General features: G+C 49.0%; 7 protein-coding genes. All 7 read left to right on the top strand.

Annotation, left to right across the window (positions count from 1 at the left end; translation table 11 throughout):
* The first annotated feature begins 54 nt into the window (after positions 1 to 54).
* The 7 genes from cobN (at position 55) to Q0G26_RS07670 (ending at position 13965) form a co-directional block, all read left to right on the top strand.
* Positions 55 to 3765 (top strand): cobaltochelatase subunit CobN, encoded by a 3711-nt coding sequence (cobN, locus tag Q0G26_RS07700; protein ID WP_293829606.1) that lies wholly within the window; start codon positions 55 to 57, stop codon positions 3763 to 3765.
* 98 nt (positions 3766 to 3863) lie between these two features.
* On the top strand, positions 3864 to 4892 hold the full coding sequence (locus Q0G26_RS07695) for an AAA family ATPase (protein WP_293829604.1): 1029 nt from the start codon (positions 3864 to 3866) through the stop codon (positions 4890 to 4892).
* A 12-nt stretch (positions 4893 to 4904) separates the two neighbouring features.
* Positions 4905 to 6860, top strand: a complete 1956-nt coding sequence (locus Q0G26_RS07690) for a VWA domain-containing protein (RefSeq protein WP_293829602.1) — start codon at positions 4905 to 4907, stop codon at positions 6858 to 6860.
* A 56-nt stretch (positions 6861 to 6916) separates the two neighbouring features.
* Complete coding sequence (locus Q0G26_RS07685) at positions 6917 to 7474, top strand: hypothetical protein (RefSeq protein ID WP_293829600.1); 558 nt, start codon at positions 6917 to 6919, stop codon at positions 7472 to 7474.
* Positions 7475 to 7659: 185 nt separating this feature from the next.
* Complete coding sequence (locus Q0G26_RS07680) at positions 7660 to 8733, top strand: efflux RND transporter periplasmic adaptor subunit (RefSeq protein ID WP_293829598.1); 1074 nt, start codon at positions 7660 to 7662, stop codon at positions 8731 to 8733.
* On the top strand, positions 8733 to 11792 hold the full coding sequence (locus Q0G26_RS07675) for an efflux RND transporter permease subunit (protein WP_293829597.1): 3060 nt from the start codon (positions 8733 to 8735) through the stop codon (positions 11790 to 11792). The genes Q0G26_RS07680 and Q0G26_RS07675 overlap by 1 nt, the downstream gene beginning before the upstream one ends.
* Before the next feature lie 286 nt (positions 11793 to 12078).
* Entirely contained in the window at positions 12079 to 13965 is a 1887-nt protein-coding gene (locus Q0G26_RS07670; RefSeq protein ID WP_293829596.1) for a TonB-dependent receptor, read from the top strand.
* The last annotated feature ends 63 nt before the right edge of the window (positions 13966 to 14028 follow it).

Raw genomic sequence — 14028 nt, 5'->3', positions numbered from 1 at the left:
CGTCCTCATTTTTATGAAAGAATAGGAGTATCGATAATTTTCGGAGGTGAAAGAATGCAACAAATTTTATTTCTCACCAATATGGAGCAGACTGCAACCTATATGCAGGACGCATTGAAGCTGGCGCAGCAGACGCAAGAAGCTGTCGCGGGGCAAGTGCTGTATGTCCCAAGCGATACAGAGTGGACAAAGGATATGGAAAAGCAGATGCAGCAGGCGGAGGTAGTCATCTTCCCTTGGATGGGCACAGGACTTAGCACCAAGTTTCTGTCGGAATCATCATCATATCTGCTAGCCAACAAAAAGAAACACGTCTATCTGATGACCGGTAATCCGGAGGATATACTGCACGGCGGTCTGGCTGAGGAGGAGCTGAAGCGGATAAATGATTATTATAAATTCGGCGGTCTGCAGAACTGGACGAATTTGTGGCTGTGGTTGGCACAGCAGTTTTTGCAGGCAGCATGTAATGCGCCTGCTCCTGAGCTTTTGCCGTGGGATGGTATTTATCATCCGCGTGCAGCCAAGGTTTATGATGATGTGGATGAGTATCGCCGTGATTTTTGCAAGGACGGCAGACCTACGCTGGCCGTTGTCTTCTTTCGCAGTGACTGGCTATGGGGCAATACCGTTTTTGCAGATGCGGTAGTCAGAGAGATTGAAGCGCTGGGGTGCAACGCCTTATGCTTCTTCTCTACAAGCTCGCCTGACGCCGCAAGTGGCTGCGGCGGCTTTAAAGAAGCCTTAAGCAAGTACGTTTGCGCGGACGGCAAATGCTATGCCGATGTTTTCATCAACACTATAAAATTTTCCTTGTTCAGCATTCGCGCTTGTGCCTTGGATGATTTGACCAAGCTCAATATCACGGTACTGCAGGCCTATACCTTGTATCGTTCGTATCAGGAATGGTACGAAAACTTTGATGGCATGAGCGCCGTAGAGGTGGCGTACAGTGTGAGTCTGCCGGAGTTTGACGGTATTATCCATAGCTGCCCGGTAACTACGGTGGAGCGTGATGCTGAGGGCAAGCAGGTTACGCAGGAGATTGCGGAGCGCATGAATATGTTGGTGCGTAAGGCGAAAAAGCTGGCACTTTTGCGTATCAAGCCGAATGCCGAAAAGAAAATCGCTATTGTTTTTCACAACCATCCGTCGACCAATTCCAACATTGGCAGCTGTGCGGCGATTGACAGTATTGAAAGCGTGCGTTTGCTGCTGCAGGACTTGCGTGATGCAGGTTATGTCATTGACCATATTCCGGCGGACAGACAGGAGTTTATTGACGAGCTGATTGCCGGTGCGACGAATGACAGGGACTACATGAGCGAAAAGCAGATTGATAATGCCGATGCCAAGCTGCTCGTCAGTGCATACCGCGATTATTACAGGACGTTGCCGGAAAAGGTACAGCAACGTCTGGCGAACGATTGGGGAGAAGCCCCGGGCGAGGTTTTCTTTTATGATGATTTTTTACTGATTCCCGGAACGATGAACGGCAATATTTTTATTACGATGCAGCCACCGCGTGGCTTTGGCGAGGATCCTGACAAAATTTACCATTCGCCCGACTGCGCGCCGACACATCATTATTTAGGCTTTTATCATTGGCTGCGCGATATCTGGGGCGCAGATGCGATGATGCATATCGGTACGCATGGCAGTTTGGAATGGCTTCCGGGCAAGGGCGTGGCGATGGGCAATGAATGCTATCCCGATATCTGTACTGGTGATTTGCCAAATGTTTATCCCTATTGGGTAGTTGATACGGGCGAGGGCATACAGGCCAAACGCCGCAGTGCTGCCTGCCTCATCAGCTATCTTTCGGCACCTCTGAGTATTAGCGGCGTGTATGATGAGCTGGCGGAGCTGGAAAAGGCTTTGGAGGAATATGTACACTTTAAGGCTGATAAGGATGCCGATTTGAGCGAGCCGATGGCACAAATCAGGGAGAAGGCCGCTGCTGCCGACCTTACGGATGAGGTGCGTGAAGAGGATGCTGCCGATTTTGATGATTACGTCAGCCATCTGCATACATATCTGACGGATTTGAAGAATATGCAGATGACTACCGGCCTGCATATCATGGGCAATCCGCCGCAGGGCGAAAAGCTTACGGAATATCTTTATGCGTTGGTGCGCTTGGAAAATCCCGATATGCCGTCACTGCCTAAAACATTGGCACAGGCCTACGGCTACGATTATTATGAGCTGATTGACAACAGCAGTAAGCTGTTGCCGGACGGTATTTTGAGCTACGGTATGCTGCTTGATAAAATTAACGGCCAATGCTTGGAGATTATCCGTCTGCTGCAAAATGATGGCTTCGTAGTCCACGAAGATAAATTGCGGGCGTTGGAGTGCGTAAAGTGTTGGGATGAGACTGTGCAGCAGGATATTATAAAAATCGCCGGCTTCATCTGCGACAAGCTGTATCCCAGCCTGGCGCATACTACCTGGGAACGCAGCAACTGCATCCGTGCGCTGAAGTCAGAATATATTGAGCCTAGCGCCGGCGGCGCGCCTACGAGCGGCGGTGCTGAGATCTTGCCGACCGGACGCAATTTTTACGGCGTTGACCCGCAGCTGCTGCCTACTCCCGTAGCGTGGAAGATCGGTTCGCAGATGGCGGAGGATGTAATCAACAAGTTTGTGGCGGAGGAAGGCCGTTATCCCGAAAGTGTTGGTATTTTGCTGTGGGCAACCTATAACATGCGCTCCAATGGTCAGTGTATGGCGGAATTTATGCGCCTGATGGGCGTGCGTCCTGTTTGGCAGAAGGGAACGCTGAAGGTGACAGGCATCGAGATTATTCCGCTTGATGAGCTGAAGCGTCCACGTGTTGATGTTACCGGACGTATCAGCAGCCTGTTCCGTGATACACTGCCTGGAGCGGTTTGCTGGCTGGATAAAGCAGTACAGCAGGTGGCAGCGCTTGACGAAAGCTTTGAGGACAACTTCGTGCGTAAGCATGTGGTGGAGGAATCTCAGCGGTTGGAAAGCGAGGGCGTGGACAAGGAGCAGGCCTGGAGACAGGCGTCCTACCGCATTTTCGGCGACCCGCCGGGAGCGCATGGTGCAGGCGTGAGCGCACTTTTGGCTTCCCGCAATTGGGATGATTTGGGCGATATTGCTGATGTGTATGTGCGTTGGGGTGCACATGTTTACGGCGAGGGCGAAAAAGGTCAGTACAGGCCGCAGCTGTTCACTAATCGTATGGCGAAGCTGGAGGTTACCGTCAGCAATATTGATAACCGCGAGTCTAATCTGCTGAATTCCGATGATTACAACGCTTATCGTGGCGGCATGATTGCTGCAGTACGCAATTTCAGCGGTAAGATGCCGAAGAACTATTGCAGTGACAGCTCCGACCGTCAGCATGTTGTGATTCGTACGTTGGCGGAGGAGGTTAAGCGCCTGTTCCGCGGTGAAGCGATTAATCCCAAATATATCCAGGGCATGAAGGAGTTTGGCTATAAGGGAGCAGGTGATTTGGCAACCTATGTTGACAACTGCTTCCAATGGGATGCTACCAGCGCCGTTATGGAGGACTGGATGTATGAAAAGTTTGCGGAAAAATATGCCTTGGATACAGATATGCAGAAATGGTTTGCTGAGGTTAATCCCTGGGCGTTGCGCAGACTGACGGAGGTTTTGCTGGAGGCGGAGCAGCGCCAGCTGTGGAATGCTAAGCCGCAAACAAAGCAGTCGCTGCAGGAGCTGCTGCTGAATATTGAAGGAGAAATTGAAGAACGCGGCGATGAATAAAAAATTTCCCTAATTCGCTTGCGTGTATACCTAGTAGACACTGTATAATTAGATACATATTTTATTGATAGTTCTTTTTAATAAACGGAGGAATATAAATGAAACGTACTGCTGTATATCCTTTTACTGCGATTGTAGGACAGGAGGAAATGAAGCTGTCCCTGATTTTGAATGTTATCAACCCGGCCCTGGGCGGTGTTTTGATTAAAGGTGAAAAGGGCACGGCAAAATCCACCGCTGTGCGCGCTCTCGCCGAGCTGCTGCCGCCGATGGCGGCTGTGCACGGCTGCCGCTTCCACTGTGACCCGCACAGCAGCCAACTGTGCGATGACTGCACTGCGAAGCTGCAGGCAGAAGGCAGTTTGCCAGAGGAAACCATCAACATGCGCGTAGTTGAGCTGCCTGTCAGCGCCACCGAAGACCGCGTTGTCGGCACCTTGGATATTGAGCATGCGATTAAGCATGGTGAGAAAAAGTTTGAACCCGGTATTTTGGCGCAGGCTAACCGTAATATCTTATATGTAGACGAAATCAACCTGTTGGATGACCATGTTGTTGACGTTCTGCTGGACGCTGCTGCTATGGGCGTAAACACCGTTGAGCGCGAGGGTGTTTCCTACTCCCATCCCGCACGTTTTGTGCTGGTTGGCACTATGAATCCCGAAGAGGGTGATATCCGCCCGCAGCTTTTGGACCGCTTTGGTTTGAGCGTTGTTGTAACCGGCGAGCATGACCCGCTGCAGCGCGTAGAGGTAATCAAACGCCGTCTGGCTTATGAAAACGATGCTGAAAGCTTCATTGCAGGCTATCAGGAGGAACAACAGGAGCTGGCAGAAAAAATTATCGCTGCCGGCAAGCTGCTGCCGGAGGTAACTATTGATGACAAGCTGTTGGAAACCGTGGCTAAGCTGTCGGTAGAGCTGGGCGTAGATGGCCACCGCGCTGATATTACCGTTATCAAGACAGCGCTGACACTGGCTGCCTTTAACGGCCGCAAGCAGGCTAACCTTGACGACCTGAAGGAAGCTGCTAAGCTGGTGCTGCCGCACCGTATGCGTCGCCGTCCGTTTGAAGATGGCGAGCTTGATTGGAATAAAGTAGAGAGCTTTTTGGCTGCCGAAGCCTGAGGAGCGGTGACTATGCTGAAAAATAATCTCTATCCTTTTACTGCGGTTGTGGGGCAGGAGGAGGCTAAAAAGGCCTTGCTGATTGCTTTGGTCAACCGCAGAGCAGGTGGTCTGCTCATAGGCGGTGCCAAGGGTACGGCAAAATCCGTACTGGCGCGCAGTGTGCAGAGCCTGATTGGTGCGCAAAGGATGTTGACGTTGCCGCTGAACGTAACAGAGGATATGCTTTTTGGCAGCATCGACCTGGAGGCTGCCGTAAGCCTGGGCGAAAAACGTTTTTCACCGGGCATTTTGGCGCGTGCGACAGATAACATTCTTTATATTGATGAAGCTAATCTGCTGCGTCAGGAGCTGCTTACTGCAGCGCTGGATGCCAACAGCGCAGGCATCAACAATGTGGAGCGTGATGGCATCAGCTGCAGCCATGAGGTGCGCACGACTGTCATTGCTACAATGAATCCGGAGGAGGGCACTTTGCCCGGACATATTCTGGACCGCTTCGGTATGTACGCCGATATGCAGGCGCTGCAGGATATCGGCCAGCGCGTGGAGGTTATCCAACGTGCCCTGGCATATAGTAACAATACCCTTGCGTTTTGCGAGCAGTATGCGGAAGCAACAGCTGCCCTGGCAGCGAAGGTGCAGGCGGCGCGTGAGTTGCTGCCGCAGGTAGAGGTGAGCGATGCTATGCTGATGCTTGCTGCTCAGCTGTGCTCGCAGGCCTTCTGCGCAGGTCATCGTGCGGAAATTTATCTGCTGGAGGCTGCGCGCGCTATCGCCGCCATGGCGGGGCGCGCTTATGTGCTGCCGAAGGACGTGGAGGAGGCAGCACAGTTCGTGCTGCCGCACCGTATGCGCAAACCGCCCGAGCAGCAGCCTGAAGAGCAGGAGCAGCAGGACGAAAACCAAAGCGAAGAAGAAAATGAGCAGGATAACGAAGATAATCCTGACGATGATAATAACGACGAGAATAATGACGATAACCAGCTGCCGCCACCACCGCCCTTGGATAACGGCGATGATGAAGAAGATGACGATGCTTCTGACGATGAGGACGAGGAAGACGAAAGCGACGAGGACGAGCAGCAGCAGGAGCAGAATGACAGTAATCTGGCACCGGAGGAGCAACTGGCCGATATCGACAAAAGCTTCCGCCTGCCGAAGATGCTGCTGGATTTGGGCAAGGACCGCAATGTGCGCCGCGGCAGCGGCAAACGCAGCGTGACGAAGACTGACCTGAAGCAGGGACGTTATGTGCGCGCCGAGCAGCCTAAAAGCAAGGTTACGGATTTGGCCTTTGACGCAACCATCCGTGCTGCAGCGCCTTATCAGCGCCTGCGTGAGGACAACGGCTGCGCGTTGAACATCAAGGAGGAGGATTTACGCCAGAAGGTACGCGAAAAACGTATCGGCAACACCTTCCTGTTTGCGGTGGATGCCAGCGGCTCTATGGGTGCGCGCGAGCGTATGCGTGCTGTTAAGGGTGCTATCTTCTATATGCTGCAGGAGGCGTATCAAAAGCGTGACCGCGTAGGCATGATTGCCTTCCGTCGCGATAAGGCGGATATGCTGCTGCCGATTACCCGCAGCGTTGACTTAGCGCAGAAGCGTCTGGCGGAAATGCCGACCGGTGGCAAAACGCCGTTGGCAGACGGCCTGGCGCTGTCGCTGCAGACGTTGGCAATGATGAACAAGCGTGACAGTGAGCTGGAGCCGATTCTTATCGTTGTAACTGACGGACGTGCGAATGCCGTGCACGAGGGCGAAAAGGATCCTGTGGCTGCAGCAATCAGTATTGCTGAAAAAATCGCCAAGGCGAAAATTACCACCGTGGTGATTGATACGGAAAGCGGTTTTATCAAGCTGGGCCTGGCAAAGAAGGTTGCCGCCGCTATGCAGGCCAATTATTATACGCTGCAGAAGCTATCGAAAGAAAATATCATTCATATTGTAAGAAATTTGAATTAAAGATAAGAGTATAGTATACTAATAGGTATATTGAAATATAAAGGAGTGGAGTTTTCATGAAAAAACTGCTTATTTTATTGATGACCTTATTTTTCTGTGCAACCGCTTTTGCTGCAGATGCAGACAAGAAGCCTGCAACTCAGGAGGGAATGAACTGGGAAATCAGCATGATGCCTAAACCTAGTGAGGAAGAACAGGAGCAGGCTCGCTGGTCTATCGTTGTAGAAAACAACGTAGGTATTTATGCTTACGATATGGATTCTCTGACCTTCAGCAAGGTTACAAACGGGGTAGCAGATAAAAATATTATCACTGTGCTGACCAAAACAGTCTTCACTGATAAGGATATGCTGAAGAAGCTTAATGAAAAATACAAAGCCTCTCTGGCTAAAAAAGAAAAGGTGCAGTACTGCGAAATCGTTATGACCTTCAACCTGCAGGATAAAACCTACGGCGTAGAGAGCATGGACGTATATGGCAGCAAGAAAACTTTGCTGAGCCATCAGGCCAAGGAGCTGAAGTTTGTTCCGGTTCCCGCAGGCAGCTTTGCTGAGGCTATGTTGGAAATCTGCCAGCAGGCAGTAGCTGCTGATGCGCAAGCAGCAGCGAAATAATGCTGCGCCCCGATTTTACTCAGGCAAAAAATTATATATTACAACACAAACTCCTTAGTCTGCTCGCTATCTGTGTGATAGGCATTACCTTGACACTGGGCCTTAGGCATCTCTCCAACCAGTCTCCGTCAAAAAAAGCTGTAATGAAACCTATTGTGCACACGCAGGCAGTGAGCAGGCGACCATTGTATAAAAGCATTACCATCTTTGGCCAGCTTAAGGCTAAGGCGCAGATTGATATCGTCAACAAGTATGCCGGTATCGTCGACGAGGTTAATGTGGATTTGGGCAGCAAGGTGCAGCCTGGGGATATCCTCCTGGTGCAGCATCTTGATGACGCCAAAGCCGAAATGCTCAAGGCCAAGGCACGCTATGCCGAGGCCGGAGCCAATGCGGCAACTACGGACGTGAGCTACAGCACCAGCCTTACCCGCTATGAGGCTGATTATAAGCTGGCGCAGGTCAACGCAGAGCGTTACCGTAAGCTGTATGCGCAGGGCGCTGTTTCCAAGTCCGAGCTGGACAGTATGGAACAGACGTTGGCGAATAAAAAGGCGCAGTATGATGCTTTGGCGCAGCAGGTGGACTATGACGGCACACCATCGCAGGTCTACCGTCAGGAGCAGATTGCTGCCAGACGCGAGCAGGAGTACATTATTGCGCAAAACAAGTATCATGATCTGATTTTTAAGGCACCACGCGCAGGTATTATTACCTACCGCGATGCAGAAGTGGGTGGCTATGCGCCTGCAGGGAGCAGGCTGCTTACCCTTTTGGATGACAGTGGTTTTACAGTAGACTGCGATATTACGGAGGCAGAGGCTGCTTCTGTGACCGTTGGCACGCAGGTCGAGCTGAAGCTGGAGGCGATTGGCGAAATATGCCGGGGTACTGTTGTTTATGTGAGCCCTGTAAGAAGCAGGGAAACAAACAAATTTACCCTCCGCATCAGGCTGGATGAGCCTGGCTCCAATGTAAAAGCAGGCTTATTTGCCAAGGGTGAATTGCGTTTTCTGCAAAAGCCATCCACTATATATTTACCTAAAAATGCTGTTCTGGAAAGAGACGGCAAATATTATGTCTATGTGCTGGGCAAGGGTAACAAAGCGCTGAAAAAGCTTGTAACCACCGGCGCAAGCAATAACGAAAGCATTGAAATAGTGCAGGGTGTGAAGATAGGCGAGACGGTTATCCTTGATAATCTTGCGCGTCTGCGTGACGGCATGGTGGTTGAGGTGGCCAAGGAGGAGGCGAAGTAATGAATATTACACGCTTTTCCATTAAACGGCCTATCGGTATCTGCATGATTTACATATTAGTCTGCGTCCTCGGTCTTATCAGCTTCTTTCGCATTGGCGTGGAGCTGCTGCCGGACGTGGACTCTAAATTTATCAGCGTCATTGTCAACTATCCCGGCGCTAGTACGGAATCAGTTGAGCAGCAGGTGACAAAGCCGATTGAGGACGAGCTGTCCTCAATTTCGCACTTCAAGCAGGTGCGTTCCGCTACCCGTCCTGGACGTGCGGAGATTTTTGTCGAGCTGGACAGTCAGGCTGACGCTGATATGGTGGCGATTGAGGCAACTAAAAAGGTCAGCCGTATCCGCAAAAATCTGCCGGAGGATATTGATGAGCCGGCAGTGCTCAAGCGTTCCTCCGAAGAATATCCGATTATCCAGATTGCAGCAACGTCTAAGGATAACCTAGACGATATTTTTGCCTTGGCAGACAGCAGCTTTAAGGAGCGCTTGCAGCAGGCAGCCGGTGTAGCCGATGTTGACGTTACCGGCGGCCGTGCCAAGGAAATCGCAATCGAGGTAGATAAGGATAAGCTCAATTATTACGGTTTGACTCTGCAGGATATTATTACAGCGGTGCGCAAGGAAAACGTTATTGTTTCTTCCGGCTCCGTCTATACCGATGCTTTGGAAAAAACCGTGCGCCTGCAGGCGCAGTATAAGACTGCGGAGGAGCTGCAGCATCTGCAGCTGAAGGGAGCAGGCGGCAAATACGTCGAGCTGGGACAAGTGGCCAACGTGCAGGCCAAGGATAAGCGTGCTGTGGCCTACAGCCGCGTCGATGGCAATGAGGCGGTGTCGCTGGAGGTTTATAAGGCCAGCGGTGCCAATATCGTCGACACAGCAGACGGCGTACTGCAGCAGCTGGAAACGCTGCGTAAGGATTATCCGGACTACGTTTTTACTGTTGTCTATGATCAGTCGCATTTTGTGCGCGATTCCCTGAGCAACACGCTTAAAACGCTGCTCGAAGGCCTTGTTACTACAGGACTTGTCTTGTATCTGTTCCTGCGTGGCTGGAAGTCCTCTATGGCAGTTATGATTGCCATTCCGACCTCACTTATTGCAACCTTCTTCCTGATGTATCTGGCAGGCTTTACCTTCAATATGATGTCACTTATGGGTATGGCGCTGTGTATCGGTATTCTTGTGGATGACTCCATTGTTGTGTTGGAGAATATCCATCGCTTTCTGGCGATGGGCAAAAGCGCCGACGTGGCAGCGGAGGAAGGACGTAATGAGATTGGTATGGCGGCAATCGCTATGACGCTTTGCGACGTAGTGGTATTTTTGCCTATTGCCTTTATGCAGAGCGCGACAGGACAGTTCTTCAAGCAGTTTGGCATGACGATTGTTTTTGCTACGCTGATGTCGTTGGTCGTATCCTTCACACTGACGCCGATGCTGGCTTCGCGCTTTTATAAAAACGGCGTGGAGGAGCCTAAGGGCAAGCTGTGGAGCAGATTGGACAGTCTTGAAGCGCAGATGATTGCCCAATATGATGTGCTGCTGCGCAAATGCATCGAAAAGCCGAAGAAGCTGGTGCTGGGTGTGCTGGCAGCCTTCGCGGTGGCGGTAGCGCTGGTGCCGCTCGGTATAGTTGGCTCGGAGTACATGCCTCGTACCGACGAAAGCGCAATTCAGGTTAATATTGAGCTGCCTACGGGTTATAACGCCGACCAAACCAACGAGGCTTTGCTGTTATTTGAGGATTATCTGGCTAAGGTGCCGGAAATCGAGCATTATATGACGAATGTAACGACCACGCAGAGCATGGGCAAGCTGGTCATCGCGCTGAAAAGCAGCGATGAACGCAGCAGGGACGTGTGGCAGGTAGCACAGGGCATCCGCAGCTTTGCCAAACAGAATTTGGGCGAAATCAAGGTGCGCGTCAACGAAATCCAGTCTTCCGTCACCGGTGTTTCCGGCGGTCGCAACCTTGTGCGCTCACCGGTACAGGTGGAGCTTAAGGGCAGCGATATGGACCAGCTTGTGGCTGATTCTGCCAAGGTGGAGCAGATTTTTGCTTCGACCGCAGGCCTGAAGGATATAAAAAACTCCTATGTCAAGGGTATGCCGGAGCTGAAGGTGACGGTAGACCGCGACAAGCTGAAATATTATCATGCGACAGTCAATGATGTGGCGCAGTCCTTTAACGCTGCCATTGGCGGACGCAGTGCCGGTGTGCTGGCGAACGATGTGCAAAACCATGGTAACGACACCGACATTGCAGTACGCTTTGCCGGTGGCAGCGGTTATGATATTGAAGACGTGCGCGCTATTCCGGTGCAGACAGGCAGAGGCAGCGTCTTTCTTGGCGACCTTGCCGACGTAGAAGAGGGCGTAGGCCCTATTACTATCCGTCGCGTGAACAAGGAGCGCATTATCAACATCCAGTGTAACCTGACGGACAGACCGCTGAACGAGGTAGTCAAGGAGCTGACGCAAAAGCTCAATGCCGCAGGTCTTAAGAGTAGCTATGCTTTTTCCGGTCAGGCGACCACGATGAACGAATCGTTTGTTGAAATGGCTATGGCGTTGTCGCTTTCACTGCTTTTGATTTATCTGCTGCTGGCAGTGCTCTATGAATCGGTATTTACGCCGTTTATCCGTATGTTTTCGCTGCCGTTGGGCATTATCGGTGCCATCTTCTGCCTGCTGCTAACGCATAATACCATCAACCTGTATTCTCTTATCGGTATTCTGGTTATGGACGGCTTGGTAGCGAAAAACGGCACACTGCTTTTGGATTACACGCTGACGCTGATGCATGAAGGCATGACGGCGAAGGCAGCGGTAATCGAGGCAGGCAAAACACGTCTGAAGCCTATCTTTATGACAGCAATGACGATGGTGGTGGGCATGCTGCCGACGGCGCTGTCGCTGAGCGCAGGCTCGGAAACGCGCGTGAGCATGGCGTGGGTAATCATCGGCGGTATGATAACGTCGACGGTGTTCACGCTGCTGGTGTTGCCAATTCTGTTTTTATGGCTGAAAGAAAAATTTCCTAGTAGAATTTAATCTAATAATAAGAATACATATTGAATATGTAAGAATTGTGTAGTATACTATAGATATGTAAAAAGAGAGATTCTTAAAGCGAAATTTAACTTTGCAAAGAAACTTTCCATATAATATCAGAAGAGCTACTTGCGCCTTTGCTGATTATAAAAGCAAGGGCGCTTTTTTCATAGCTATATTGCCGTATAGCTTGTGAATCTGCTTGATGCGCTTGGTAGCCCGTGGCCATGCAAGACTGGACGGGGGAAGAGTGGTCAAAATATATTTTTTAGGAGTATGAGTAAACATGAAGAGTAATTTTTCCAAGGGTTTATTGATGACTGCCCTAATTACCGGTAGTGTAATGTGGGGGGGCACAAACGTATTTGCTGAAGAGCTGCAGGAGTATACGCTTGACCAGATGGTTGTAACTGCAACGAGAACGGAAACTAGGGATGTTGCTACCCCTGCTACTACAACAATTATTAAGTCTGATGACATTAAAAAAGCTGGTTACAAAAATGTTTTTGACATTATTGATAATCAATTAGGTATGGCCAGCACAGGCTATGGCGATGCAGGCCAAGAGTTTGGTTTTAGCTCTGGCAGAAGTATTGTAAGAGGTTTTGACCGTGGTACATTAGTTATGGTTGACGGTATTCCTATGAACTTAAAAAATTACAATAGTGCTGATACTATACCTGCAGCTATGGTTGAGCGTGTTGAAATCGTTAGAGGTGCTTCCGGTACTTTATATGGCGCAGAAGCAATGGGCGGCGTAATTAATATTATTACTAAGCGTCCAGCTGGCAAAGAACAAATTAAAGTTAGCGGTACCGTAGGTAATTATTATAAAGATTACGGCGTAGCTTTGACTAGCGAAAAATTTATGATTAGCGCAGGCAAAGAATATTCCGATAAATATACCCATAGTAATGATTATCCCTATGGCTCAGATACTGACTGGTGGATTGGCAAAGGTCAGAAAGAAAGAGTTGCTATGACTGGACAGTTGACTGATGAGCTGCGAGCAAACTTCTTTTATTCTCATGGTGATATCACTCGTGGTGGTCATAAATATGCGAAAAAACCTGCGGATGTTAAGGATTATGATTACAGATATAAAGATTCTCGTATGACTATGGGATTAGCTTATGCTGGAAAAGACAATGGAATTAATGCTACGCTTGGATATAATTATAGAAAAGCAGATGGATACGATTTTGTAAAAAATGTAAAAGTTGATAGTAATGCGAAATTAGACAGCTATGTAGCAGATATTCAGAAAAAATGGGATTTTGGCAAGGATTCTCTGATTTTGGGTTATACTTTTAAAAGAGAGAATTATGAAGGCTTGGTAAAAACTGCTAATGTAGCGCATAGAACTGATAATTCTGTATATGTTTCCTATGATAAGAACTTTAGCGATAAGTTTGAAGCTATCTTGGGCTTGAGAAGCGAATCCTTTAGCGATTTGGCTACCTCTAAAAAAATTGCTTTGCCGCAAATTCAGACATTATATAAATTTGATGAAGATACCAGCTGGTATATCAATGTGGGCAAGGCTTTCCAAATGCCTGCAGTTGATTCCTATTTTACTTCTTCTAACTTTACTAATCTTGTTCCTGAAAAAGGCTGGAATTATGAAACCGGTATCAAAAAATTAGATGGAAATAAATTGTATAAGTTAGCTGTATATCATATGAAATTCCAGGATAAATTTGGCTGGTCTGGTTCTAAGAAACTTGGTCCTGATGGTAAGCAATATATTGTTAATAAAGGTGATTTTAGAAACACTGGTGTCGAATTTGAATTTACTAACAATGTAAATGATAATTGGCAATATAATTTAGGTTTAGGTTACAGTAACCCTGAAATTTATGATAAATCCGTAGCTAAACCAAAATGGACACAAGATTCTGGTCGCATTGACGTAGCTGCAGGTGTTACCTACAGTAAGGATAAATGGACGAGTAATTTGACTTTTAAATATTTAGGTGATAGAGAAGACTATAACAACCGTCAGATTCCTGAAAGAATCAGATTGACTTGGAATACATCTTATGACCTGACAGAAAATGACAACATTACAGTCACTATGAACAACCTGTTGGATAAAAAGAACTATGCTAATAAATACGCTAACTTGGATTTGCCGTACAACTGGCGTGTAATGTTTACTCATACCTTCTAATTTAATAAACAAGCTTTGGCGGCGCGCTTGCGCCGCCTTTTTTTCTAAAAAAACTTGCGTTCT

The organism is uncultured Phascolarctobacterium sp. (assembly GCF_934190775.1).
Lineage (GTDB): Bacteria > Bacillota > Negativicutes > Acidaminococcales > Acidaminococcaceae > Phascolarctobacterium_A.
This window is presented reverse-complemented; position numbering and strand designations above follow the sequence as displayed.

What these genes read in the sequence shown, in the direction of transcription:
- cobN (WP_293829606.1), top strand. Translation starts at nt 55, where the DNA reads ATGCAACAAATTTTATTTCTCACCAATATGGAGCAGACTGCAACCTAT.
- Q0G26_RS07695 (WP_293829604.1), top strand. Translation starts at nt 3,864, where the DNA reads ATGAAACGTACTGCTGTATATCCTTTTACTGCGATTGTAGGACAGGAG.
- Q0G26_RS07690 (WP_293829602.1), top strand. Translation starts at nt 4,905, where the DNA reads ATGCTGAAAAATAATCTCTATCCTTTTACTGCGGTTGTGGGGCAGGAG.
- Q0G26_RS07685 (WP_293829600.1), top strand. Translation starts at nt 6,917, where the DNA reads ATGAAAAAACTGCTTATTTTATTGATGACCTTATTTTTCTGTGCAACC.
- Q0G26_RS07675 (WP_293829597.1), top strand. Translation starts at nt 8,733, where the DNA reads ATGAATATTACACGCTTTTCCATTAAACGGCCTATCGGTATCTGCATG.
- Q0G26_RS07670 (WP_293829596.1), top strand. Translation starts at nt 12,079, where the DNA reads ATGAAGAGTAATTTTTCCAAGGGTTTATTGATGACTGCCCTAATTACC.